Source organism: Winogradskyella sp., assembly GCF_013213975.1.
Taxonomy (GTDB): domain Bacteria; phylum Bacteroidota; class Bacteroidia; order Flavobacteriales; family Flavobacteriaceae; genus Winogradskyella.
On record NZ_JABSST010000053.1, the window covers coordinates 1 to 25955 of the forward strand.

29 protein-coding genes and 2 tRNA genes are annotated in these 25955 nt (G+C 34.3%); 16 read left to right on the forward strand and 15 right to left on the reverse strand.

Features of this window, described 5'->3' with window-relative positions; translation table 11 throughout:
- Positions 1-147: 147 nt before the first annotated feature.
- Together HRU49_RS09400 and HRU49_RS09405 are read right to left on the reverse strand one after the other, a co-directional pair.
- Positions 148-1668, reverse strand: a complete 1521-nt coding sequence (locus tag HRU49_RS09400; protein WP_296356485.1) for an outer membrane protein transport protein — start codon at positions 1666-1668, stop codon at positions 148-150.
- A 36-nt stretch (positions 1669-1704) separates the two neighbouring features.
- Positions 1705-2754 carry a hypothetical protein gene (locus tag HRU49_RS09405; protein WP_296356487.1) on the reverse strand — a complete coding sequence of 350 codons (1050 nt, stop codon included), beginning with the start codon at positions 2752-2754 and terminating at the stop codon, positions 1705-1707.
- A 100-nt stretch (positions 2755-2854) separates the two neighbouring features.
- On the opposite strand from HRU49_RS09405, the gene proS reads away from it, so the two are divergent.
- From proS to rpsT, 3 genes are all read left to right on the forward strand, one after another.
- The gene (gene proS, locus HRU49_RS09410) at positions 2855-4333 is read left to right on the forward strand and encodes a proline--tRNA ligase (RefSeq protein WP_296356489.1); all 1479 of its coding nucleotides are present in this window, start codon (positions 2855-2857) and stop codon (positions 4331-4333) included.
- A gap of 109 nt (positions 4334-4442) precedes the next feature.
- Positions 4443-4514 (forward strand) — tRNA-Glu (locus HRU49_RS09415).
- Positions 4515-4538: 24 nt separating this feature from the next.
- Positions 4539-4790, forward strand: coding sequence for a 30S ribosomal protein S20 (gene rpsT, locus HRU49_RS09420; protein ID WP_296356491.1), 252 nt, complete (start codon positions 4539-4541; stop codon positions 4788-4790).
- A 136-nt stretch (positions 4791-4926) separates the two neighbouring features.
- Here the strand turns inward: rpsT and rho are convergent, their stop codons facing one another.
- Entirely contained in the window at positions 4927-6576 is a 1650-nt protein-coding gene (gene rho / locus HRU49_RS09425) for a transcription termination factor Rho (RefSeq protein WP_296356493.1), read from the reverse strand.
- Positions 6577-6791: 215 nt separating this feature from the next.
- On the opposite strand from rho, the gene HRU49_RS09430 reads away from it, so the two are divergent.
- Positions 6792-7202 carry a DUF4293 domain-containing protein gene (locus HRU49_RS09430; RefSeq protein WP_296356495.1) on the forward strand — a complete coding sequence of 137 codons (411 nt, stop codon included), beginning with the start codon at positions 6792-6794 and terminating at the stop codon, positions 7200-7202.
- A 61-nt stretch (positions 7203-7263) separates the two neighbouring features.
- Here HRU49_RS09430 and HRU49_RS09435 read toward each other — a convergent pair whose 3' ends face one another.
- Positions 7264-7758, reverse strand: coding sequence for a metallophosphoesterase family protein (locus tag HRU49_RS09435; protein ID WP_296356497.1), 495 nt, complete (start codon positions 7756-7758; stop codon positions 7264-7266).
- Between the two features lie 73 nt (positions 7759-7831).
- Between HRU49_RS09435 and truA the strand changes: the two genes are divergently transcribed.
- Both truA and HRU49_RS09445 read left to right on the forward strand, forming a co-directional pair.
- Positions 7832-8584, forward strand: coding sequence for a tRNA pseudouridine(38-40) synthase TruA (truA, locus tag HRU49_RS09440; protein WP_296356499.1), 753 nt, complete (start codon positions 7832-7834; stop codon positions 8582-8584).
- 2 nt (positions 8585-8586) lie between these two features.
- Entirely contained in the window at positions 8587-10353 is a 1767-nt protein-coding gene (locus HRU49_RS09445; protein ID WP_296356501.1) for an ABC transporter ATP-binding protein, read from the forward strand.
- Between the two features lie 6 nt (positions 10354-10359).
- Here the strand turns inward: HRU49_RS09445 and HRU49_RS09450 are convergent, their stop codons facing one another.
- The 5 genes from HRU49_RS09450 to folP are packed head-to-tail and all read right to left on the reverse strand — an operon-like array spanning position 10360 to position 13461.
- Positions 10360-11142, reverse strand: a complete 783-nt coding sequence (locus tag HRU49_RS09450; RefSeq protein ID WP_296356503.1) for a DUF3667 domain-containing protein — start codon at positions 11140-11142, stop codon at positions 10360-10362.
- Complete coding sequence (cdaA, locus tag HRU49_RS09455; RefSeq protein ID WP_296356505.1) at positions 11142-11924, reverse strand: diadenylate cyclase CdaA; 783 nt, start codon at positions 11922-11924, stop codon at positions 11142-11144. The genes HRU49_RS09450 and cdaA overlap by 1 nt, the downstream gene beginning before the upstream one ends.
- Positions 11925-11957: 33 nt before the next feature.
- Entirely contained in the window at positions 11958-12473 is a 516-nt protein-coding gene (locus HRU49_RS09460) for a hypothetical protein (protein WP_296356507.1), read from the reverse strand.
- A complete protein-coding gene (locus tag HRU49_RS09465; protein WP_296356509.1) occupies positions 12470-12637 on the reverse strand; it encodes a hypothetical protein in 168 nt (55 codons plus the stop codon). The genes HRU49_RS09460 and HRU49_RS09465 overlap by 4 nt, the downstream gene beginning before the upstream one ends.
- Positions 12637-13461: a dihydropteroate synthase gene (gene folP, locus HRU49_RS09470; RefSeq protein WP_296356510.1), complete on the reverse strand. Its 825-nt coding sequence runs from the start codon at positions 13459-13461 to the stop codon at positions 12637-12639. The genes HRU49_RS09465 and folP overlap by 1 nt, the downstream gene beginning before the upstream one ends.
- 96 nt (positions 13462-13557) lie before the next feature.
- On the opposite strand from folP, the gene HRU49_RS09475 reads away from it, so the two are divergent.
- The 7 genes from HRU49_RS09475 to HRU49_RS09505 all read left to right on the forward strand — a co-directional run bounded on the left by HRU49_RS09475 (position 13558) and on the right by HRU49_RS09505 (position 19055).
- On the forward strand, positions 13558-14103 hold the full coding sequence (locus HRU49_RS09475; RefSeq protein ID WP_296356512.1) for a DUF1599 domain-containing protein: 546 nt from the start codon (positions 13558-13560) through the stop codon (positions 14101-14103).
- Positions 14104-14115: 12 nt separating this feature from the next.
- Positions 14116-15438: a BT_3928 family protein gene (locus HRU49_RS09480; protein ID WP_363146593.1), complete on the forward strand. Its 1323-nt coding sequence runs from the start codon at positions 14116-14118 to the stop codon at positions 15436-15438.
- A gap of 3 nt (positions 15439-15441) precedes the next feature.
- Complete coding sequence (locus HRU49_RS09485; RefSeq protein ID WP_296356514.1) at positions 15442-16518, forward strand: ABC transporter permease; 1077 nt, start codon at positions 15442-15444, stop codon at positions 16516-16518.
- An 85-nt stretch (positions 16519-16603) separates the two neighbouring features.
- On the forward strand, positions 16604-17362 hold the full coding sequence (tpiA, locus tag HRU49_RS09490) for a triose-phosphate isomerase (RefSeq protein ID WP_296356516.1): 759 nt from the start codon (positions 16604-16606) through the stop codon (positions 17360-17362).
- Positions 17363-18199, forward strand: a complete 837-nt coding sequence (gene prmA, locus HRU49_RS09495) for a 50S ribosomal protein L11 methyltransferase (protein ID WP_296356519.1) — start codon at positions 17363-17365, stop codon at positions 18197-18199.
- Between the two features lie 36 nt (positions 18200-18235).
- Positions 18236-18508 (forward strand): ATP-dependent Clp protease adaptor ClpS, encoded by a 273-nt coding sequence (locus HRU49_RS09500; protein ID WP_296356521.1) that lies wholly within the window; start codon positions 18236-18238, stop codon positions 18506-18508.
- A gap of 7 nt (positions 18509-18515) precedes the next feature.
- The gene (locus HRU49_RS09505) at positions 18516-19055 is read left to right on the forward strand and encodes a hypothetical protein (protein ID WP_296356523.1); all 540 of its coding nucleotides are present in this window, start codon (positions 18516-18518) and stop codon (positions 19053-19055) included.
- Here the strand turns inward: HRU49_RS09505 and HRU49_RS09510 are convergent.
- The 6 genes from HRU49_RS09510 to HRU49_RS09535 form a co-directional block, all read right to left on the reverse strand.
- A complete protein-coding gene (locus tag HRU49_RS09510; protein WP_296356526.1) occupies positions 19048-19317 on the reverse strand; it encodes a heavy metal-associated domain-containing protein in 270 nt (89 codons plus the stop codon). The two genes, HRU49_RS09505 and HRU49_RS09510, sit on opposite strands and share 8 nt — an antisense overlap.
- A gap of 2 nt (positions 19318-19319) precedes the next feature.
- A complete protein-coding gene (locus tag HRU49_RS09515; RefSeq protein ID WP_296356528.1) occupies positions 19320-20726 on the reverse strand; it encodes an MBL fold metallo-hydrolase in 1407 nt (468 codons plus the stop codon).
- A 68-nt stretch (positions 20727-20794) separates the two neighbouring features.
- Positions 20795-21601 carry a sulfite exporter TauE/SafE family protein gene (locus HRU49_RS09520; protein ID WP_296356529.1) on the reverse strand — a complete coding sequence of 269 codons (807 nt, stop codon included), beginning with the start codon at positions 21599-21601 and terminating at the stop codon, positions 20795-20797.
- The gene (locus tag HRU49_RS09525) at positions 21601-22014 is read right to left on the reverse strand and encodes a DUF6691 family protein (RefSeq protein WP_296356531.1); all 414 of its coding nucleotides are present in this window, start codon (positions 22012-22014) and stop codon (positions 21601-21603) included. The genes HRU49_RS09520 and HRU49_RS09525 overlap by 1 nt, the downstream gene beginning before the upstream one ends.
- A gap of 4 nt (positions 22015-22018) precedes the next feature.
- Entirely contained in the window at positions 22019-22576 is a 558-nt protein-coding gene (locus HRU49_RS09530) for a YeeE/YedE thiosulfate transporter family protein (protein ID WP_296356533.1), read from the reverse strand.
- A 57-nt stretch (positions 22577-22633) separates the two neighbouring features.
- Positions 22634-23269 (reverse strand): Crp/Fnr family transcriptional regulator, encoded by a 636-nt coding sequence (locus HRU49_RS09535; protein WP_296356536.1) that lies wholly within the window; start codon positions 23267-23269, stop codon positions 22634-22636.
- An 85-nt stretch (positions 23270-23354) separates the two neighbouring features.
- Here HRU49_RS09535 and HRU49_RS09540 point away from each other — a divergent pair.
- The 3 genes from HRU49_RS09540 to HRU49_RS09550 all read left to right on the forward strand — a co-directional run.
- Positions 23355-23428, forward strand: a tRNA-Arg gene (locus tag HRU49_RS09540).
- Positions 23429-23911: 483 nt separating this feature from the next.
- Positions 23912-24814 carry a hypothetical protein gene (locus tag HRU49_RS09545; RefSeq protein WP_296356538.1) on the forward strand — a complete coding sequence of 301 codons (903 nt, stop codon included), beginning with the start codon at positions 23912-23914 and terminating at the stop codon, positions 24812-24814.
- Positions 24815-24818: 4 nt separating this feature from the next.
- A partial coding sequence (locus HRU49_RS09550; protein ID WP_296356540.1) for a CHASE2 domain-containing protein occupies positions 24819-25955 on the forward strand: 1137 nt, incomplete at its 3' end.

Consider the following 25955-nt stretch of genomic DNA (forward strand, 5'->3'; position numbering starts at 1 on the left):
GGTTTACAGTAATCTATGACGAACCACTTAACGGACAACGAAAAGAATTTAAAGCCCATTTTACCCTGAAACGATAATTATTAAATAAATAGAAAATAAAAAGCCTGATCATTCGATCAGGCTTTTTATTTAATGCAGTAATATGTATTAGATGCTAAATCCTAAGGTTAGAATTACATCTGTAAATTTTGATTCAAAAGATGCAGAATCTGTTAAACCTACATTGTACAATTGATAGTTTGTATCGCGTTCAGATTGACTGAAAGCTACATCTAAATTGAAGTTTCCAAAATTGTATCCTAGACCTAGTGAATACCCAGAAAGGTCCCCAAAGAATGTATCATCTTTATAAGGGCTTTCTTCAAATCGGTATCCACCTCTAAAACTAAGTTGTTTGTAACGGTACTCACCACCAACATTATAAGCGACTGAGGTATCTAATGTATTCCCAATAGCGCTATTTAAACCAGAGAAAAATATATCTGACGTAGGTTTGAACTTTGCACCGCTATAATCGCGTATAGAATAGTCAAAACTTAATAAGCCTTGTTTCCCAAAGACGTATGCTAAACTACCTGTAAGTTTACTTGGAGTTTGTAAGCGATACTCTGGAAAGATATTGATTACATTAGGACTCAATACTTGGTTAACGTTAGAGCCATTATCAATTCTTGTCGTTGCTAAATATTGAGATGTTTCTTCAGAAATTCGGTACCATGTAGGTGAATTATACGATACTCCAACACGTAATTCCTCAGTTAATTTGGCGATTCCTCCAAGTTGAAAAGAGAAACCACTACCTGTCGTAAGAAGATTGTTTTCAAAACCTACATCTGTAACCGTAGATGCAACGTTATTATTTGATTCCTGAAAATATGTAGATCGTTCGTAATTGATGAAATGTGTATTGAAATTTAATCCAAAATAAACCTTGTCATTATAACTTGTTGCAAAATTAAAGGCTAATTTACCATTGTAACCTCTACTGGCATAAGCATAACGTTGATTAAAATTAGTACCATTAATGTTACGTATATATTCTGTGTTGTCATCGGTGTCATTTACAGGGTCAATTAAAAATCCTTCAAATCCTAAAAATGCCTGTTGATGTTGAAAACCAAAGATGTTTCCGATTTCTGAGTAGGCTTGGGAAATGGTTTCCCCAGGAAGGGCTGAAATTTCATCGAGACGTAATCCATTAGCGTTTTGGAAAAAATACTCTACAATACTGGTGTTAGGATTTATACCGCTTGCTACCCAGTTGTCGTCAAAGTCTGCAACTCTATCGTATGCAGCACTGACAGCGAATTTCTTCCAAGGTGAATTTATATTTGTATTTCTAAACACAAAGGTTGCTCCTAATTGGTTTATATCCACATTAGAATTATTGGCAGTATTGAGACCATTGAAATAACTAATTTGGTCATCTTTATTGATTATGCCTAATGATCCAGCTGTATAACTCGTATTAAAAATGGCTGAACCTGCCGGATTAACATGAATACTTGATAAGTCACCACCAAGTGCACCAAAGGCACCGCTCATCGCTCTAAAGCGTGCTGTTCCTTTGATATCTTCCATAGAATAACGCACAGCGTCAGTAATGTCTTGTGCTAGAATATTGGATGTGCAAACCAGGCCTACGCCTAGCATAAGTAATTTTTTCATAGGTAATGTTTTAATTTATGGAATTATCCTGTTGACTTAACCTCGTCCGCGTCTTCCTCCACCGCTTGATGATCTTGAACCACCAGATGATCTAGATCCACCTGATGAACGTACGCCACTAGATGATCGTGATGAAGACGAACTTCGCGTTGTGGGCATAGAACGTGATGGCCTTGTGCTTCGAGTTGTTCTTACAGTTCTAGACGTTGAAGGTCTTGTGACTCGAGTATTTTGAGATCGCGTTGTTCTTACGGTTCTACCATTAGACGAACGTACTGTTCTTGTGTTTCCAATAGACCGTGTAGATCTTGGTGTTCTTGTACTAACAGATCTTGTTGTCCGTCTATTTATTGCAGCGTTAGACAATCGTCTTGTAGAATAATCTCTTCTTGAAACTGCTGCGTTACTCCTATCTCTTCGACTTAAGCTGTAATTATTATACAGTACAGAGCCTCTGCGTCCTCCATTAAAGGCAATAAAATTGTTACTGTAATAACCATTTCTCCACCCCCAGTAATTATACCCTGGTGGGCACCAGGCATTCCAGCCCCAATAATTCCAACCCCAGCCAGTGTTCCAACCCCAGCCAGCATTCCAACCCCAACCAGCATTCCAACCCCAGCCAGCATTCCAACCCCAGTAATTCCAGCCCCAGCCTCCATAAAACCAAGGGTCGTTAATACCCCAGTTATTCCAGCCCCAGCTGTTATCAATAATATTTATGGTAACATTTCCATTTTGACCCCAACCTCCATAGGCAGGACGTTGTTCTAAAGTATCTTGAACACGCTCTAAATAGTTTCCTTCATAAGCGTCTATATCAGTAAAAATTTCGCTTTCTTCTGTTGCAGCATTTAGCTGTGCAGTGTTTTCAGCGAAATAATTTTTGTAGTAGTTTGAATCTTCAGTAGAAGTGGTGACTTCTGGTTGTTGTTCAACAACAATGGTACTGTTGTTTTCTGTTGAATATATTCCATCATTATCATATCCGGCATATTGAAAGGAACCACATGAAGTTAACATGGCTAACACACCGAGTGCAACAAAAAATGGCAATTTTTGTCTAGTAATGGTTTTAAATTGCATATCTCTTATTATTTATTGTTGAACATAGCAAAAATAGTTAGTTTTGCTGAACTATTTTTTTATTTAACATAGTCACAATATCTGTGCCAAAACACTGAAGATGAGTAAAAATCTTACAAAAAGAGCTGAAGATTATTCAAAATGGTATAACGAACTTGTTGTAAAAGCAGATTTAGCTGAAAATTCTGCTGTAAGGGGTTGTATGGTCATAAAACCATATGGCTATGCAATATGGGAAAATATGCAAGCTGAGTTGGATAGAATGTTTAAAGAAACAGGGCACCAAAATGCATACTTTCCATTATTTGTGCCAAAGAGCTTGTTTGAAGCCGAAGAGAAGAATGCTGAAGGTTTTGCGAAGGAGTGCGCCGTAGTTACGCATTATAGGTTACAGACCGATCCAGATAATGAAGGTAAACTTCGAGTTGATCCTAAAGCTAAATTAGAAGAAGAACTTGTCGTTAGACCAACCAGTGAAGCTATTATTTGGAATACTTACAAGGGGTGGATTCAGAGTTATAGAGACCTACCAATTTTAGTAAATCAGTGGGCGAACGTCGTCCGCTGGGAAATGCGTACACGATTGTTTTTAAGAACTGCAGAATTTTTATGGCAAGAAGGGCATACTGCACATGCTACTAAGGCCGAAGCTGTAGAAGAGACCATTCAAATGAATGATGTGTATGCTAAGTTTGTTGAGAATTTTATGGCAATTCCTGTAATTCAAGGAATTAAAACTGAAAGCGAGCGATTTGCAGGTGCCGAAGAAACCTATTGTATTGAAGCTTTAATGCAAGATGGAAAGGCCCTTCAAGCAGGGACATCACACTTCTTAGGGCAAAATTTTGCTGAAGCCTTTGATGTTAAGTTTACAAATAAAGAAGGTAAACAGGATTATGTGTGGGCAACATCTTGGGGTGTTTCTACACGATTAATGGGTGCCTTAATTATGACACATAGTGATGATAAGGGATTGGTGTTACCTCCAAATTTAGCACCGTATCAAGTTGTAATCGTACCTATATATAAGACTGAAGAACAATTTGAAGCTGTTCAAAAGGTCGCTGATGAAATCATTTGTGATTTGAGAGCACGCAACATTAGAGTTAAATTTGATAAGCGAGATACCTTGCGTCCTGGTGCAAAATTTGCACAACATGAGTTACAGGGTGTGCCTTTAAGAATTGCAATTGGTCCTAAGGATCTAGAAGATAATACAGTAGAACTTGCAAGGAGGGATACGTTTACCAAAGAAACTGTCATTCTTGATAGAATTAATATTGTTGTTGAAGATTTATTAGAAGAAATTCAAGAAAGCTTGTTTAATAAAGCATTAGACTTTAGAAATTCTCATATTACCAAGGTAGATACATTTGAAGAATTTAAAGATGTACTAGAAACCAAAACAGGTTTTATTTCTGCACATTGGGATGGTACAGCAGAAACAGAGCAAAAGATTAAAGAGTTAACTAAGGCTACCATTAGATGTATTCCTTTGGATAATGAAAAAGAGGTAGGACAATGCGTATTTACAGGTAATTCGTCTAGACAACGTGTGCTTTTTGCAAAGGCTTATTAATTTTTTTTTAAAAAATAGATGCGAGTAGTTGCAACATTTAAAAATAGTTGTATTTTTGCATCCGCAATGGAAACATTGTTGGTTCATTTAAATATGTAAATAACCAAATGGCCCGTTCGTCTATCGGCTAGGACGCCAGGTTTTCATCCTGGTAAGAGGGGTTCGATTCCCCTACGGGCTACAATTTTTAAAAGAAAAAAATAGAATGGCAAATCATAAGTCAGCTTTAAAAAGAATTAGAAGCAACGAGAAAAAAAGAGTGCTAAATAGATATCAGCACAAAACAACTCGTAATGCTATTAAGAAATTACGTGAGATTACAAATGCAAAAGAAGCACAAAAGATGTTACCTTCTGTTGTAAGTATGATCGATAAGTTAGCAAAGAAAAATGTAATTCATGCTAATAAAGCAGGTAACTTAAAATCTAGCTTAACGAAACACGTTGCTTCATTATAACTGAAGTACAATTAAGATAATTAAGAGTCTTCCTATTTGGGAAGACTTTTTTTGTTTCGATAATGATTATAACAGCAAAGAAAAAACCTTGAGGGATTCTCAAGGTTTTATTTTTTCTAAAGATTGTTGTTCTACATTATCCGTTCATTGATATTAAGAACTCTTCGTTACTTCTAGTTTGTTTAAATCTATCATTGATAAATTCCATCGCTTCAACTGGATTCATATCTGCAAGATACTTTCGCATTACCCACATTCTCTGGATGGTGTTATCGTCTAATAATAAATCATCACGTCTCGTGCTAGATGATGTTAAATCGATAGCTGGGAAAATACGACGATTAGAAATCTTACGATCTAATTGTAACTCCATGTTACCAGTTCCTTTGAATTCCTCAAAGATTACTTCGTCCATTTTAGATCCTGTTTCTGTAAGTGCTGTTGCAATGATTGTTAATGAACCACCATTTTCAATATTACGTGCAGCTCCAAAGAATCGCTTAGGTCTGTGTAATGCATTGGCATCCACACCACCAGACAAAATTTTACCTGACGCTGGCTGCACCGTATTATAGGCTCTTGCTAAACGTGTAATCGAATCTAGTAGAATAACAACATCGTGTCCACATTCAACTAATCGCTTTGCTTTTTCTAAAACAATATCTGCAATTTTAACGTGCTCGTGTGCTTCCTTGTCAAAGGTAGAAGCAATAACTTCACCACGCACATTACGTTGCATATCTGTTACTTCCTCAGGACGTTCGTCAATAAGTAAAATCATTTGATACACTTCAGGATGATTGGCTGCAATTGCATTAGCAACATCCTTTAGAAGCATGGTTTTACCAGTTTTTGGTTGTGAAACAATCATACCACGTTGCCCTTTTCCTATTGGTGAGAATAGGTCCATTATACGTGTTGAAATTGTACTCTGTCTTTCGGCAATATTAAATTTTTCCTTAGGGAATAATGGTGTTAGATGTTCAAAGGCTACACGGTCTCTAACAACATTTGGATCCTGACCGTTGATTTTACTCACTTTAATTAGTGGGAAATATTTTTCACCTTCTTTGGGTGGCCTTACGTGACCTAATACTGTATCACCTTTCTTAAGACCAAATAATCTAATTTGAGATTGTGAAACATAAATATCATCAGGTGAGGTAAGATAGTTATAGTCAGAAGATCTTAAAAATCCATAGCCATCTTGCATGATGTCTAAAACACCTTCACTTTCAATAATCGCGTCAAACTCAAAATCTGGTTCACGGTAACGGTTTCTATTGTCCTTATTACCATTGTTTTTTGAGTGGTTATTGTTTCTGTTATTATCTTTATTTCGATTTTGTCGATTATCGTTATTTTGATTGTTGTTAGAGCGATTATCGTTGCGATCAATAGACTTATTCTCTTGTCGCTTGTGATTCTGTCTGTTGTCATTAGACGTGCGGTCTTGTGTTTTAGAGTCATCCTTTTTCTCAGAGGATTCTTGAGATCGCTGTTCTTTTTTGTCTTGAGATCGTTGTTCTTTTTTGTCTTGAGGTTGTTGATCTTTTTTGTCTTGGGGCGCTCTCTGAACTCTTGCTCTTTTCTGCTGAGGCTTATTTTCTTTAGTTTCAGTCTCAACGGAAGCCTTAACCGCTTGCGGATTGGCTGCTTGGTAGTCTAATATTTGATAGACTAGATCTAATTTTTTTAAGCTTCGGTATTTAGGTACCTTAAGTTGTTTAGCAATATCCTGTAACTCAGGTAACTTTTTCGCTTTTAACTGTGAAATTTCGAACATTTCTATGTATATAATGTATTATAATTTTGACATTGTTAATTCAAGATTTTCTAAATGAAATAAAAAGAAAAAGGTGAAATTAATATGGAAGATTAGATTGATGTAACAAAGTTGGTTACTTCCTTCTATTGCAATGATACAACTTTATTTTCAATAAATTTCTATCTTTTTATAAAATAAACTACTAATTTTGCCAAGCATTTTTAGTGATCGAAATGATTCAACGTATACAAACACTTTATTTACTTTTAGCGTTAGGCTTTTCTGCAGGGTTAATCTTCGTATTTTATTTATGGACCAATAGCGAAGAGGTAAAAGTATATGCTACCGATAATTATATGTACTTAGGCTTGTTTTTGGGCTCGGCTTTATTATCTTTAATTTCGATTTTTAGTTTTAAAAAGAGACAGTCTCAATTCGTAATGGGACGCGTGAATATCATATTAAACTTTATTTTACTAGGAATCTTTGTTTATCAATCTCTAAATGTATCTGGAGAAGCTGACGTTTCTGAGAAAGGTATTGGGATTCTTCTTCCTGTTTTTTCTATTGTGTGTTTAGTCTTGGCTAACAAGGCTATTAAAAAGGATGAAGATCTTGTAAAATCTGTAGATCGATTACGATGAACCTAAAATCTTAGTAGTATTAGTGCGAAAAACCCAGACGCTGCCGTCTGGGTTTTTCATTTTATCTTCTTTCGAACTCAATAATTTCGAGAGCTTTTATATGTTTTCCGTCGATTTTAAATCGAAGCATAGTTCGTTTTTTATGAAAGCCATGTGTTCCAACAGCGCCTGGATTCAAGTGTAAAAGATTTAAAGTTTTGTCTGGAATTACTTTTAAAATGTGAGAATGTCCTGTAATAAATAAATCTGGCGGATTCTCTTTAAGGGCAGTTCTAACTTTTCCGTTATACTTTGGAGGATATCCACCAATGTGAGTTATCCAGACATCAACATCTTCGCACATAAAACGGTTATGTAGTGGAAATTCTGTGCGAGCTTTAGCATCATCAATATTTCCGAATACAGCTCTTAAAGGTTTGAGCGCCTTTATTTCATCTGTAACAGACAAATCACCAATATCGCCTGCATGCCACACTTCATCAGCTTGCTTAACATGCTTTAGAATGGCGTCATCGATATAACTATGTGTATCTGATAAAAGAAGTATTTTTTGCATTAAGATAATATTGTGAAATTAACACGTCAAACTGTTTATCTTTGCCGTGTTAGATGCAAAAATAGCTAATCTTTTGAGATATTTTTTAGAGTTATCATACAATGGTAAGGCTTATCATGGTTGGCAAAATCAGCCCAATGCCTTAACTGTGCAAGAGGTTCTTGAAAAAGGTTTGTCAACTCTATTAAAAGAGACCATTTCAATTGTTGGTGCCGGAAGAACTGATACTGGTGTCCATGCATCGAAAATGTTTGCACATTTTGATTTTATTCCAGAACTTAATGTTAAACAATTAGCGTATAAACTCAATTCCTATTTACCTAAGGATATTGCAATTTATAATATAAGAAAGGTTAAATCTGACGCGCATGCCAGATTCGATGCTTTAAGTAGAACTTATCATTATAAGATAGCTACAAGTAAAAATGTTTTTAATTATGACTATGCATATCAAGTGTCCCAGGAATTGAATATTGATAAAATGAATAACGCTTGTGAAATCTTATTTGACTATAATGATTTTCAATGCTTTTCAAAAAGTAATACAGATGTAAAAACCTATCATTGTGATATAAAGGAAGCACATTGGGAAAAGGCATCATCTGATCGATTGCAATTTACAATAACTGCGAATCGATTTTTACGCAACATGGTAAGGGCAATTGTAGGAACAATGATTAATATTGGTTTAGAAAAAATTGAACCAGATGATTTACATCAAATAATTGCGTCTAAAAAAAGGAGTGAGGCTGGTTTTTCAGTTCCGGCGCATGGTTTATATTTAGTGGAAATTTTGTATCCCGAAACAACTTGGATTGCTGATTAAGTATGGCAGATAAAGAAAAGAAAATATTTGACGTTTCGCTATTTAAGCGCTTGCTGCAATTTATAAAGCCATATAAAAGTGTTTTTATAATTTCATTGGTTTGTGTGATTGGGCTTGCAGCTTTTGGTGCGTTACGACCTTATGTTTTACAACAGGCCATAGATACCCAAATCGCTGAAAAAAAGTATGATGGGTTTGTGCTGTATGTCACTGCCATGCTATTGTTGTTGGTTCTTGAGGTTGTGGCACAGTTATTATTTATTTACTACGCAAGCTGGTTAGGGCAATCTGTTGTAAAGGACATTAGAGTAAAGCTTTTTAACCATATCCTAAAATTCAAAATGACCTACTTTGATAAGTCCTCCGTAGGAGTCTTAATTACGAGATCTGTAACAGATATGGAGCGTATTGCGGATATATTTGGTCAAGGGCTTTTTATGATTTTTAGTGACTTGCTAAAAATGTTGGTGGTTATTGGTGTTATGTTTTTTATGAATTGGGAGTTAGCACTCATTGTATTTGCCACCTTACCACTAATTGTAATTGCAACTAAGATATTTCAGAAGTACATGAAGCGTGCGTTTGAAGATGTACGCACGGAAGTGTCTAATCTAAATTCATTTGTTCAGGAGCGTGTTACTGGAATGAAAATTCTTCAATTATTTACACGAGAAACAACCGAATACAAAAAGTTCAAAGCAATTAATGAACGCCATAAAAAGGGCTGGTTAAAAACGGTATGGTATAATTCTATATTCTTTCCAATTGCTGAGTTTGTATCTTCTATGACTATGGGCGCAGTTATTTGGATTGGTGGTGTAAATACCGTTGTTGGTCAAACGGCATCAATGGGTGATTTAATTGCCTTTACGATGTTTATTCCTTTACTCTTTAGACCTCTAAACCAGATTGCGAATAAGTTTAATACGCTTCAGATGGGAATGGTTGCGGCAGATCGTGTATTTAAAGTATTAGACACTCATTCTAATATCGATGATTCAGGTGTTATCGAGGCCAATCATTTTAACGGTGATATAACATTTGACAATGTTTGTTTTTCATATGTGAAAGACGAGGTGGTTTTAAAAGAAGTGTCATTTAATGTTAAAGCAGGTGAAACCGTTGCCATTGTTGGTGCTACCGGAGCAGGAAAATCTACTATTATTAATTTATTGAATCGTTTTTATGAAATCGATTCTGGAGATATAAAAATTGATGGCGAAGATATTAAATCCATGACCTTAAGTTCACTCAGAAATCAAATTGCTGTGGTGCTTCAAGATGTATTTCTCTTCGCGGATACCATTTTAAATAACATCACTCTAAATAACGAATACATTACCGAAGAAGACGTGGTAACTGCTGCTAAAACGATAGGGATTCATGACTTTATTAGTAGTCTACCTGGAGGATACCATTATAATGTTAAGGAGCGTGGTGTTATGTTATCCTCTGGACAGCGCCAGTTAATTTCGTTTTTAAGAGCCTATGTTACTAATCCAAGTATTTTAATTCTTGATGAGGCTACGTCTTCAGTTGATTCGTACTCGGAACAATTAATTCAACAAGCCACAGATACAATTACTAGAGGTAGAACGTCTATCGTTATTGCCCACAGATTGGCTACGATTCAGCAAGCAGATAAAATAATTGTAATGGATGCAGGACAAATCGTAGAAACGGGAACGCACAAATCACTATTGAGCAAAAAAGAGGGATACTATAAAAATCTGTATGAGGTTCAGTTTTTAAAAGTGGAAGCAGTTTAATACTTTCTATTTAGGTACAAAATCTGTAAGATTAACCACTCCTGTTACTACCATCACTATAAATAGTAGTATTGAAATTACAATATATGCAATGAAGAATATTGCAAAAAATATAAGTGATTTTAGTAATAAGGTGGCAAAAGACAACTTAAATATTCTTCTTAGAATATGACAATGGTATAAAAACATTAATGGCCATGAGAGTATGCTAAATAGCAAATAAGTGTTTGGAGCAATAATTAAAACAGCTTGAGCGGCAAATACCATGAGGACACTCATAAGTGACATAGAATACAAGTATATGATGATATGCTCAGTAAAGTTATATTTCTTTTCTAAAAAGACCACCCATGAAATTAAAGCAAACAACGGTACAAATCCAGAGTATATTAATGAGTTGTATTCTAAAGCAGAACCTGATGTAGCTTGAGCAATATTTTGTGAGGCTTGCATACCCTCAAATATCCCTGAAAAATCTAAATACTGAATGTAAAATTTTTTGATGATAAAAATAGAAAGTCCAGATAAGGTTAGTGATAAACCAAAAAAGCTGATTGGATTAATGTACTTCTTTCTAACTCCATTGATATAACCAACGATAACATCTTCAGGGGCTTTAAAAAGTTGTATAAATGTTCTTAATAGTTTATTGTCGTAATTGAAAAAGGTCTCACTTAAATGCTCAAATAGATTTTTAAAGCTGAGTCGTTTTCTAATGATTTTAGCACCACAATTTCTACAGTACTCATCCTGTTCATTTAAGGTAGTATGGCAGTTTTTGCAAATCACTAGGCTAAGTCTTCTTTAATCTTAGCAATAAGGTCATCGGTGTCTTTAAACATTATGAATTCTCCATTTTTTATATATGAAATCTGACCTGTTTCTTCACTTACTGCAATGGCTAAGGCATCTGTTTTTTCGGTGATTCCTACTGCTGCTCTGTGTCGCAGTCCAAAACGTTCTGGAATATTTTTTTCATTATTAACAGGTAGAATAACACGAGTTGCCTTAACAACGTTATTATCTACTATAATCGCACCATCATGTAATGGACTGTTTTTAAAAAAGATACTTTCTATGATGGGTTGCGACACCAAAATATTCATTTCATCTCCTGTATTGGTCAGGAAGTCTAGGTTGTTATTACGTTCTATCACAATCAGCGCACCAGTATTTGTAGCACCCATTTTATTACAGGCATTGATTATAGCATCAACATCTGTTGTGGTTTGGTCATCATTTTTAAGAAATTTAAAGTTCTTAAAAATGCCTTTTTTACCACCAATATTAGTAGATCCTACAAGTAGCAAGAACTTTCTAATTTCTGGTTGGAATACTACAATAAGCGCTATAATTCCCACCTTCATAAAGCCATCAAAAATACTGTAGAGCATCTGCATTTGCAGGTAATCGGTTAAGCGCCAAGCAAAATAGATGATAAGGATTCCAATGAAGATATTAATGGCAACGGTGCCTTTAACTAATTTGTAGATATAGTACAGCAGGATGGCAACGAGAAATACATCAACGAAATCTATAAATCTGAAATCCCAAAGTTGTAAGTTCTCCAAGGTTAGTGCTTTTTGCTAATTTAAGAATTTATGTTAATAAATGAATTCTTGTTTACTGAATTCAACTTCTGATCCAAAGAATCTGTTGAGGTTATTTTTTAAACTCACATATTTTTGAAAGTCATAACTACTTGTAAAGACTAACTGAATTTGAATATTCTTTCTATTAAATTGATTTAGATATTTATTTGTGAATAATGAGTCAATTTTTATGACATTTTCTTTCCGTGGACTACTATTAAAATCTGGCCATAGTGCTGCTACATAGTCTTCAGAAATAAAATGAACTAAAATAGGCTTAGTTTTATTAGCAGCTGAATCATATTTACCTACAAAACTCAAATCGGTTGAGTAATTCACATCCGTAAATTCAACAAAGCCCAAATTCTTAATGCTGGTATCATTATAAGTAAAATAATTTTTGGCGTTTTCATTGTTATGCATCGAGGCCTTTTTACGCTTATTCTGTAAAAATTGAATATGCGGAATAGCTTGCTCAAGTGTTAAGCGCTTATCTGCATTAACGAACCAGGTGGTGGTACTTATCAAATTTTTACCATTAAATAAGGTTGAATTTGGTTGCGTTTCATCATAAAAATTATAGGCTGTACTTCTGTGATTTCTGCATTTTCAATGTCAGGTAGTTGAATTACACGCTCATTATTACAACTTAAAACTACAAGTCCAATAATTAAAACAAACCATCTCTTCACTATGCGTGCAGTTTAATAAATAGGGTGATACATTCCATAGCCTCTTTAACATCATGAACGCGCAGTATTTTTGAGCCCTTATCTAAAGCAATCATATGCAATGCTGTCGTACCATTAAGGGCATTTGATGAGGTAGTATCTAGTGTTTTATAGATCATCGATTTGCGCGAAAGTCCAGCTAAAATTGGCTTTCCAACTATGCCTAAAAGTTCTAGTTGATTGAGTAGCTGGTAATTTTGTTCAAGGGTTTTTGCAAAGCCAAAACCTGGATCTATAATGATATCATTAATTTTTGCAGCGTGCGCTTCAGCTATTCTTTCGGCAAAGTAGAAATTAATATCCTTAATTAAGTCGTCATATTTTGTTTGCGCTTGCATGGTTTTTGGATTGCCACGCATGTGCATCATAATGTAAGGAACACCTAGTTGACCTACGGTGTTTATCATTTGTTCATCAAGCTGGCCAGCAGAAATATCATTTATCAACGCAGCACCAGCGTCAATGCTTTGCTTTGCTACTTCACTTCTAAACGTATCTACTGAAATGTAGGTCTCAGGAAAGTGTTTTAAAATAAGTTGTACTACTGGAATGACGCGATTCAGTTCTTCAGTTTCAGTAACATAATCCGCACCAGGACGCGAGCTGTAACCACCAACATCAATAAATGTAACTCTGTCATTTAGCATAGTTTCAACCTGATTTAGAATCGCAGATTCATCTTTGTATTGGCCACCATCATGAAAAGAATCTGGTGTTACGTTAAGAATTCCCATCACCTTTGGTGTGGATAAATCTATCAATTGGCCTTTGCAGTTTATGGTCATAAAACTTATTAAAAGAGGCTGCTTAAAACTTTAAACCTCAAACTTTGAACTTCTAACTTATTTATGCGAAATTTACGCAAAATAATAGAGTTTTAGATGCAAGACACTTCAAAACAATACGATGCTGTAGTCAATAAATGTCGATCACTTTTTGTAAATAAAATGAGTGATTATGGTAGCGCATGGAGAATATTAAGATTACCATCACTTACAGATCAGATTTTTATAAAAGCACAACGCATAAGAAGCTTACAAGAAAATGATGTACGTAAAGTTGATGAAGGAGAAGTGAGCGAATTTATTGGTATCATTAATTATTGTGTCATGGCGCTAATTCAACTTGAAAAAGGGGTGGTTGAGCAACCTGATTTAAATATCGAAGAAGCTACTTTACTCTATGATGAAAAGGTGGCACTGACAAAGCAACTAATGTTGGATAAAAACCATGATTATGGTGAAGCTTGGCGTGATATGCGTGTGAGTTCTTTAACCGATTTAATATTACAAAAGTTACTTCGAGTTAAACAGATTGAGGATAATGCGGGTAAAACTTTAGTTAGCGAAGGAATTGATGCTAATTATCAAGACATGATAAACTACGCGATTTTTGCAATGATTCATTTGGGTGAATCTAACCAATAAGACTTATAATTTATGAAGTATTTAGTTCAGTTAAGTAGAATATTTGTTGGAATACTGTTTATCATTTCAGGCTTTATAAAACTGAATGATCCATTAGGGTTCTCTTATAAATTACAGGAGTATTTTGGTGCTGATGTCTTAAATCTGGAATTTTTAATTCCTTATGCCTTATTATTTTCAGTCTTTGTGGTGGTCTTTGAGGTTGTTCTGGGAGTATTTTTATTAATAGGCTACCTGCCAAAATTTACAATCTACAGTCTTTTGGCTATGATTGTATTTTTTACCTTCTTAACCTTCTACTCAGCGTATTTTGATAAGGTAAAGGATTGTGGGTGTTTTGGAGATGCCTTGAAGCTTACTCCTTGGGAAAGTTTTACTAAGGATGTTATTCTATTAGTTTTAATCCTTGTCTTAGTTATTGGTTTAAAGCATATTAAGCCTATGTTTTCTAAGCTACCAACCTCGGTCATTGCATTATTAAGTTTTATCGTGTCTCTTTGGTTTGGTTATCATGTGTTAATGCATTTGCCTTCAATTGACTTTAGAGCTTATGCGATTGGAAAGAACATCCAAGAGCAAATGATTATTCCTGAAGATGCAGCAAAACCTGTTTTAGAGTATACATGGACGTTTGATGTTAATGGTGAAAAGCAAGAATTTGTAACTAATGGAAGCTATCCTAATGTTGATGGTGAATATATTGGGGTAGAAACTAAGACGATTGATGAAGGCTATATTCCACCAATTCAAGATTTTTCCATTGAATCTGAAGATGAAGACCTCACGACTTATTTCTTAGAAAAAGAAAAGTTAATGATAGTGGCTATGTATAACATCAACTCTTCTGAAATTGAAGGTGTTGTAAAACTGAAGGCTTTAACTGATGAGGCTGCAAGTAAAGGGTATACTGTTATTGGTTTAACATCTTCTGGAAATGATGCGAAACAAGAGGTAAAACAAAACTATAAGTTAGATTTTGACTTTTATTTATGTGACGAGAAGGTGATTAAAACCATTATTCGTTCAAACCCTGGAATTGTAATCCTCGAAAAAGGAACGGTGGTTAACAAGGCTCATTGGAACGATATTGAAGGTATTGAATTGATACAAGAAGAATCAAACATAGTTGTTGTTGATCAACCTGATAATGATATTCTTTACTTAATAGATGGCAAATTATCCACTAAAGAGGAACTTGAATCCTTATCTAATGATGAAATTGTAAAAGTGTCATTTTTAAAAGAAAGAAACAAAGGTGATGTATTGGACTCTATAAATGAGGCAAACAATACTAATTATTCTTCAATAGTAATGTTTGAACTAAAAAATGATTAGTTTTTGTTACGCTATTTAGTAAATAAACTCTTCTACGCATTCATCACCTTAATGGGTGTGATTACCGTTATTTTCTTTTTGTTTACAGTATTGCCTGGAGATCCAGCAAAAATGATGTTGGGTCAAAACCAAACTGCAGAGCAAGTAGAAGCTGTGAAGAAAAAGTATGGATTTGACCAACCTTTGGGTACCCAATATCTTTACTATCTTAATGATTTATCACCCATTTCTTTTCATTCTAATTCTTCTGATGATTATACCTACTTGCGAGACAATAAGTATAATGCTGCCGAACTGTTTACCATAGGTAATACAAGCACAGTTTTAAAAACTCCGTATTTACGTGAATCTTTTAATAAACAAGGAAAAAAAGTAACTGAGGTCATTGGAGAAACCATTCCTAATACATTTGTGTTGGCAGTATCAGCCATAATAATTGCTATAGTTCTTGGTATTGTATTTGGCATAATTTCGGCACTTTATAAAGACACTTGGATCGATAAGAGTATACAGGTATTAAGTACATTCGGTATGAGTGTCCCTTCGTTTTTTAGTGCTATTTTATTTGCTTGGTTATTTGGGTTTGTATTGCATAAATACACCAATTTAGAAATGACTGGAAGTCTTTACGAATTAGATGATTTTGGTGAGCGTATGACTATTAAATGGAAAAACTTAATTCTACCTGCTGTAGTACTAGGTATCCGTCCGTTGGCTGTGGTTATTCAATTAATGCGAAATTCATTGTTAGAGGTTATGGGTCAAGATTTTATTAGAACAGCCAGAGCTAAAGGCTTAAGTGAGTATCAAGTTATAAAAAATCACGCCGTAAAAAATGCGTTAAATCCTGTGGTTACTGCAGTTTCAGGCTGGTTTGCCTCAATGTTAGCTGGTGCTGTTTTTGTAGAATATATTTTCGGGTGGAATGGTCTGGGTAAAGAAATTGTAAATGCCTTGAATACGTTAGATCTACCAGTAATTATGGGGTCAGTGTTAGTTATTGCTATAGTATTTATTACCATAAATATTTTAGTGGATTTTATTTATGCGTGGTTAGATCCACGAGTCAAACTCTCTTAAATTACCTATTAAAAATATAATAGAGCAACTGGCTTTAATACCTTATTTTTGTAAATCATAATTTAGAATACAATACTTAAAAACCATGAGAAAACATATTGTTGCTGGAAACTGGAAAATGAATAATGATCTAAAGGCCACTAAAAAGCTGATAAAACAAATTAAAAAATCAATAAAGAAAATAGAGTTGAATACTACAAGAGTTATCGTAGCTCCAACCTTTGTAAACCTAGCATCAGCAGTAAAACGTTCCAAAAAGTCTAAATTAGAAGTAGCGGCTCAGAATATGCATCAAGCTAAACACGGTGCTTATACAGGTGAAGTTTCTGCTGAGATGTTAAAGAGTGTTGGGGTTAAGACTGTGATTTTGGGACATTCAGAAAGACGTGCTTATTTTGGAGAGACAGATGAATTATTAGCTGAAAAAGTAAATGCAGCTCTAGCTAATAAGCTTGAAGTTATTTTTTGTTTTGGTGAGGAACTTGAAGATAGAAAGGCGGGTAATCAAGAAGCTGTTGTGGAAAGCCAATTAAACAAGGCCTTATTTCATTTAGATGCAGAAGCATTTAGGCATATCGTATTGGCGTATGAGCCTGTTTGGGCTATTGGTACAGGTGAAACTGCTACTCCAGATCAAGCTCAAGATATGCATGCCTTTATTCGTAAAACCCTAGCAAATAAATATGACGCTGATACCGCTGACGGTGTAACTATCTTATATGGTGGTAGTGTAAAGCCTAACAACGCTAAAGAAATTTTTGGAAAGCCAGATGTTGATGGAGGACTTATTGGTGGTGCTTCTCTAAACCCAGAAGATTTCTTTGCAATAGTTAATGCGTTTTAAATGTCTCATGATGTGTACATAGGTTACGATTTTAAAGTTCAGCCACTTCAACCAGCTACTGAAATTTTGATTGCAGAACTAGGTTATGCTGGTTTTGAGAGTTTTGTAGAGAATAAAGAAGGAGTAACAGCCTATATTCAAAAAAATGATTGGAATGCCTTTATATTAGAGGATATTCAAATTCTTAACTCAGATGAATTTTCAATTACTTATGAATTTAATGAAATTGAGCAGACCAATTGGAATGCAGAATGGGAGCGGAATTTTAAACCTATAGTTGTTGATGATTTAGTTACGGTTCGTGCTCCGTTTCACGAGATTCCAAGCACTAAATACGACATCATTATAGAACCCAAAATGAGTTTTGGTACAGGTCATCATGAAACTACACATATGATGATTCAACATATTTTAAGAAATGATTGTCAGGGTAAGTCTGTTCTTGATATGGGATGCGGTACTGGAGTACTGGCTATTCTAGCGGAAAAAACAGGTGCCACTCGTTTAGATGCTATAGATATTGATAATTGGTGTTATATAAATAGTCTTGAGAATGTAGAGCGAAATCAATGCAAGAATATTTCTGTTTACGAAGGCGATGCTCAGCTTTTAGTCGATAAAGATTATGATGTAATTATAGCCAATATTAATAGAAACATATTGTTAAACGATATCCCAGTTTACCAAAAGGCTTTAAATGAAGATGGTATGTTATTTTTAAGTGGATTTTACAGCGATGATATACCTCTGATTGTAGAAGCATGCGAAGCTCACATGTTAAAATTGAAAGAAACTATACAAAGAGGGCAATGGGTAGCGTTAAAATTTATAAATTAGTGTAGTGTTAGTAGCGCCTTTTAATCCCTTACGACCATGACGAGAGAAAAGCAATCAGAAGAACTCTTATTAGAAGAAGAGGTTGTCAATCAAAATGAAATTGTATTATTTAATGATGATGTCAATACGTTTGACCACGTTATAGACACATTGATTTACGCCTGTGATCATACTCCTGAACAGGCAGAACAATGTTCCATTATTGTGCACTATAAAGGAAAATGTACAGTTAAGACTGGACCTTACGAAGATTTAAAACCGCGGTGCTCTAAATTATTACAAGCAGGATTAAGTGCAGAAATCGTATAATGCTGATATGAAGCATTATATTTTTATAATAACTCTATTTTTATTTACCTACTCATACGCTCAAGGGATTGTTTTTGATGAGAACACTTTAATTTCTAAAAGTGAGGAGATTATAACGGATGCGTTGTTGAGAATGGAAAATCCTGAAGAGCCAAATTGCACTTACAAGTTGGGAGCTTTTGAGATTAAACATTATTTGGATAGAGAAGGAAGTTTAGTTAAAACGACTAGAAAAGATATTTATGCTTCTGCAGCAATTTTAGGTGCACCAACTACTGAAATATACGATCTTAATGGCAATATTATTTTAAGAAGAAAGCAAGGATATGATGGCGAAATTTTCTTCTTAACCTTATTCAAATACAATTCTTTTAATCTAGTCGCTGAAGAATATCATTTAAGTACTTACTATATATACAGATTATTTCACAAGAATAATTCTAATTATAAGAACAATAAAGATATTTATTATAACTCTAAAGGTAAAAGAGTTAGTTCTTGGAAAAGGGCAAAAAGGAAAAGTCAAAAAAAACTCTATGCTATTTAGAAATCCTCCCAATAGCGCAGCTTACAAAAGACTTTGCCTTTTTTGGTAACGAATTAGATGTACCTTCAATTGGGTAACCTAATTGAGATAATTTATCTGTTACTTTTTCTAAAGCTTCTTTACTTAAATAGGAAAATTTTACCTGATTAGTGGCATTATCAACTTTAACCGTATCTATACCATCTAATTTTGACAATTGTGTTATAATCGTATTGGCACAACCACCACATTTTAGATTTTGTATTACTAAACGACCATCCATAATTATAAAGTTGAAGGACAAACAAAATCTGTAGTTGGTAAATCCGTCTTTTTAATAGCTCCGAATCCACCTGCTATATCTATTAGATTATTAAATCCTCGTGCTTTCAAAATTGAAATGGCAATCACGGAACGATAACCACCTGCACAATGCACATAATAGGTGTTATCATCGGCAATGGCATTCATGTTATCATTAATACAATCCAACGAAAAATGTTGAGCATTCTCAAGATGCATGCTGTTATATTCACCATCTTTTCTCACATCTAGAACATTAATATCCGAAGTCTTAGAAATATCAGCAAATGTCTCAGCTGAAATGGACTCTAAAGTCTCAATATCTTTTCCACAAGCTTTCCAAGCCTCAATACCTCCCTTTAAATATCCTAAAGTATTGTCGTAACCAACGCGAGATAGTCGTGTTACTGCTTCTTCAGACTTTCCTTCAGGCACTACTAAAACGATTGGTTGTTTAATATCTGTGATTAGGGCTCCTACCCAAGGTGCAAAGCCACCATTTAAGCCTATAAAAATAGAATTTGGGATATGCCCTTTAATAAAATCAGACTGTGTTCTTACATCTAAAACCAGAGCAGATTCATGGTTTGCTAAAGCTTCGAATTCTTCAGGACTTAATGGCACATCTCCGGTTTGTAAAATCATATCAAAATTATCATAACCCATTTTATTCATCATAGCATTTTTAGCAAAATACTGAGGGGGTGGAGCAATACCATCTAACACTTCTTTGATAAACTCTTGTTTGGTCATGTCTGCACGTAAGGCATAGTTTGTTTTCTTTTGTTCTCCTAAAACACCTACAGTCTCCTTACTTAAATTTTTACCACATGCAGATCCTGCGCCATGGGCAGGATAAACAATAACATCATCTGATAAGGTCATTATTTTATCCCGGAGCGAATCGTACAACATGCCAGCCAAGTCCTCTTTACTTAAATCAGATTTAATGGCGAGATCTGGTCTACCAACATCTCCTAAAAATAATGTGTCTCCAGAAAAAATAGCATGATCTTTTCCGTCTTCATCAATCAGAAGATAAGTTACAGATTCTAGCGTATGTCCTGGTGTATGTAGCACTTTAATAGTGAGTTTTCCTAATTTAAGTTCTTCATTGTCCACTGCAGCATGTATTTCATAATCTGTTGTAGCACCAGAGCCAAAAACGATAGCGGCTCCAGTTTTTTTAGCTAAATCAATATGACCAGAAACAAAATCGGCATGAAAATGAGTTTCTAAAATGTACTTTATTTTTGCATTATTGGCCTTGGCCTTATCTATATATTGTTGTGTTTCTCTTAGAGGATCAATTATAGCAACTTCACCATCAGACTCAATATAGTAAGCTCCTTGAGCTAAGCATCCTGTATATAATTGTTCGATTTTCATTCTTTAAATGTTTATTACAAATTTACAAAAGTTGAATTTTTGAAATGTGACTTTTGTCACATAGTTCATTAAAACAGTTCTTTATAAATGATATAAAGGGCCATGGTTATTGTAAAATACCCAAAACTCTTCTTTAATTTTTCTCCACTAATAAATTTTGACAGATAAACGCCGATCACAATTCCAATAATAGATAAGCCTGTGAATATGATGAGGAATAACCAATCGAGTTCAGGATTTGAAACGTCACCTAAAAACCCAATTAGTGATTTTACGGCTATTATGAGAAGGGAAGTGCCTATGGCTTTTTTCATAGGAATTTTTACGAGCAATACCAATGCAGGAATAATTAAAAATCCACCACCAGCGCCAACGATACCTGTTAGAATACCAACTAATATACCCTCAATAGCAATTAATGGATAATTGTATGTTATGTCTTCTTTAGGATTGAATTTTTCCTTTTGTTTCGTTGTGTTTTTAATCATAGCAAAGCCTGCAAAAAACATAACAACCGCAAAAAGAATCATTATGAAAACGGTATTGGTTACCTCAAATTTTCCGATTGAAAACAGTACTTCAGGTAGTCTTGGAACGATATAACTTCGGGTAATATAAACTGCAATAAATGAAGGAATAGCAAAGACAGTTGCAGTTCTTACATCGACCATACCTTTTTTTAAATTCTGAATCGCTCCAATTACAGATGTAATACCAACAACAAATAACGAGTATGCCGTTGCAATTAAGGGGTTTAATCCAAATAAATAGACAATGATGGGTACTGTTAAAATAGATCCTCCGCCACCAATAAGTCCGAGGACAATGCCAACAAGCAGTGCTCCGATATAACCAAGAAGTTCTGTGACTTCCATTAATGAGGGAGTTTATCTTTTAAAACTCCATACATATATGTTCCGAGCAATGCAGCTGCAATTACAATCAATATCGAAAATACTCCTGTTCCAGCTAAAATATACATTGGTCCGGGGCAAGCACCGCAAAGGGCCCAACCTAATCCAAATATTGTCCCGCCAATAATATATCGTGTTAATCCTTTTTCTTTTAGAGGCACTCTTAAGTTATTGCCTTCGGTGGTTTTAACTTTAAAGCCTTTAGAAAGTTGTAAAAGTAAAATGCCAGTTGTAATTGCAGTACCAATGATACCATACATGTGAAAGGATTGAAATTTAAACATCTCAAAAATTCGATACCATGAAACCGCTTCAGATTTGACTAAAACAATTCCGAAAAATAAGCCTACTAAAAAGAATTTGATGTACTTCATTTTTTTAGAATAAAATTGGATAAATAAGATGAATCATAATTAGTCCACCAGCAAAAAAACCAATAACAGCAATAAGTGATGGTCTTTGTAAACTGCTAAGTCCTGTAATGGCATGTCCAGATGTACAACCACCTGCATAGCGCGTACCAAATCCAACCAAGAACCCACCTATAATTAATATAGATATCCCTCTAAGTGTTAAGACATTTTCCCAACTAAAAAGTTCAGGTGGAAGTAAACTTTTACCAACGTTTTCAAAACCTAAAGTATTTAAGTCATTAACCGTCTTTTCGCTTAAATCTATATTAATTGGGTTGGATAAAAAATGATGTGCAATGAAACCACCAACGACAGCTCCGAGAACAACCACTAAATTCCAACGCTGATTTTTCCAATCAAACTTGAAAAATTCTACATTTTTCCCAGCACCGCCAATAGAGCAAAGTGTTCTTAAATTAGATGACATTCCAAATGTTCTTCCAAAATAAAGAAGTAGAAACATCACCAAGGCAATTAGTGGTCCTGAAACATACCAAGGCCAAGGTTGCAATATATATTCCATAATTAAATTTTTTAGCAAAAATAGAATTCCAATATTAATCTAATGTGACTTATGTTACTAAAATACCAAGACCGTAATACTATTTCTAGCAAGTTTTATTTTGTTTTCCTTCTCAAGCTGTTTTAATAGGCGTGAAATTACCACGCGAGAGGTATGTAAATCTTCAGCAATTTCTAGATGTGTTATCTCCAAACGTGTTGATGAAGCTAATTTCACTTTATCTGTTAAATATTTTAATAGGCGTTGGTCCATCTTCATAAATGCTAGCGTGTCTATGGTTTCAAGTATTTCATCAAAACGTACTTGATAACTTTGGAGAATAAAACTTCTCCAGCTTTCATTAGTATTAAACCATTGTCTCATTTGCGCTACAGGTATCATAATCACCTTAACATCTGTACCGGCGATAGCTCTAATTCTGCTAAAGGACCTAGACATACAACAGGTAAGGGACATGGCACATGTATCTCCAGATTCTAAAACATATAGAAGTAGCTCATCTCCATTAGAATCTTCTCTAAGGACTTTAATATTTCCCGTTAATAGTAAGGGGACAAAATTGAGCTCTTGGCCAATGTCTATAATTATATCGTGTTTCTGAAATTCTATTAACTTGGAAAACTCAAAAATATTTTGAAGAATTTCATCATCAAATAAATAACTAAATGGTTGTAGGAGTTCTTTAGAGACCATGGGCCAAAAATAATCAATAGAATTTTGAAATAAATAGTTTGCAAGTGTTTTAATAATTGTCTTATATTTGCAGCCACTTTAAAACGGCCTCGTGGCGCAACTGAATAGCGCATCTGATTACGGCTCAGAAGGTTGCAGGTTTGAATCCTGCCGAGGTCACTAAAAAAGAAAGCCAGCAATTTTGCTGGCTTTTTTATTCTATGAAGTGAATCTTTTCAAAGAATGACTCCTAAGATCTTAATTAACCAGACCATTGGTAGGCCCATAATCTAGAACCTTGTGATTTTTACTTAAAAGGTTTTTATTTTAATACTGAGAAAATTCACGGAGATGTAATTTTAAAGTTTCATCATCAGTTTTAGTATAGATTTCTACAGCCATAATAGGTTATCATTGATGGCTGAAGTTCAAAAACAGTTATGGTTATTATATTTTATACAGAAATGTTGAAAGATTAGAGGAAAACTTAGCCTCTAACAATTTCTAAAAAAAACTTAACAGAAAAACCTAAATATGATATAAACTCATACCTATAATTCGCGAAGAAAATAGTTTGGCAATCTTTTTGTTATTTATACTGCGGCTATAGTTTTATATCTATTTGTTAAAATTAAATTTATAAATTACAACCTAAAAGTTTTTATGATGAAAAAATTATTATCCTTTTTACTTATTTTATTTATGTGCTCGTGCAAAGTGCATCATAGATCTAATATAGAATCTGATGAAGAGTTTGTTGTAGTGATGAAAAGAGCAGATACTCGAGGTGGGCTCGTAGAAACCGTACTTCAAGGCGTGTTTTTTGGAGCTTCGTATTTAGCAGAGAAAACCTCAAAATCCTTAGTTAGTACTTATTCACAGTCCATTTCAATAAATAATTATTACAATACAGATTTGGGCGAGGTTGAGAAGACCTACAAAGAAATTCATATTAAAAAATATTCAAAACCTGAGAGCCCTGAGAAGAAAGCTCAAATAACAACATTAGTTGAAGATGAAATTAATGCAATGCCAAAATCCAGAGGTAATAATGCGGCCTTGAATGTTCAAGACGTTATAAGGCTTGAACAAGACGATTTGTTGAATTTTTATGCAGTTATAGAATTAATTAGCGATCCGCAGAATCCTGGTGTAACAAGATTGAGTTTTAACGAACTAAGGGTGTTCTTTTCAAAAACGAAGGTATATACTGATGAGAATCTTAATGCAAGGATCTCAATTGCAATTGAAGGGCAATGGAGAGGTGAAGATGGTACACCAAACAGTGCAACTTTGATCGAACAGGAATACGATTTTAAAAACCTCAAATATGGTGCTGACAACCTCATTGATAAGCCATTATTATCGCCTTGGTATTACGATATTCCCATCACCACCCAATTAGACGATAATGATAATTATGGTGTAGTTAAAATAAATGTTAGGTTAGAGGAATATGAAGGTAACAAGAGTAAGTATATTAATAAGCTTCCGAGTATGCTGAGTGATAATAAAGACGCCATCATTTCTGATGGAGCATCAGCAATTGAGAAAATAACAAACTAGTTTAATGAAGATAGATAAAATTCTCTTTAGAGATGCATTTTTCTGTACCATAATGACATTTATTGTAGCAGGTATTCTGTATTTTACATTCGTTAATCTATCATTTTTAGACCCATTTGAAAATACTTTTAAGGATTTTAAGTTTACAGATTATTACTATTCTAAGCGTTTTAATAAAGAACAGAGAAGCGATAAAATAATACTAGTAAATATAAAACATGCTGATCGATATCAACTGGCGCAAGCAGTAAATAAAATTAGCGCTCAAAGCCCTAGGGCTATTGGGCTCGATATTATTTTTAAAGACCGTAAGTTGGCTTTTACAGATTCAATATTGAAAGCATCAATTGCTTCAAATAATCATATAGTAACAGCGTATTTTCATGAAAATGATTCTATAGTTAATAGTGATCCATATTTCAGAACGGACAATGCCAAAAAAGGCTACATCAATCTTAATTTAAAAGATCAGAACTCGGTAATTAGAGATTTTATTGGGGTTAAGGATAATCCTAATGAAAAGGAATATGCTTTTACCACCAAACTTGCTTTGGAAGCAGGTTTGATTGATGAGAGCTATGCTGAAAAGGAATTGAAAAAGCGAATACCCATAAATTATATAGGCAACAAAGACGTGTTTTTAAATTTTGAGATTGATGAAATTTTAGAACTAGATGATATTCCTGCATTAAAGGATGCAGTTATATTAATGGGATACCTTGGTGATGGTAATACCCAATTTGATATTGAAGACAAGCACTTTACGCCATTAAATTCTAAATGGGTTGGCAGAGCAGTACCAGATACTTATGGGGTTGTGATACATGCGAATATTTTAAATATGCTGGCCAAGAAAAATCTTATTTACAGAGTCTCTGTTTTCCCAACGTATGTTCTAGCATTTATGAGTTGTTTTTTAATTCTGGTATTTTCAATTCGTTTGTATAAACGCAATAGTTTTGTATTTGATATTACAGAGAAAGTTGTACAGCTATTTTTGTCTGTTGTGTTGTTGTACGTGGCCATATTATTGCTACAGACCAATATATATCTCAGTGTTATGCCTATTATTTTATTAAGTCTTTTAGGTATAGAGATGATAGATTCTTACGATTATTTAGTTACTTATCTTAATAAGAAG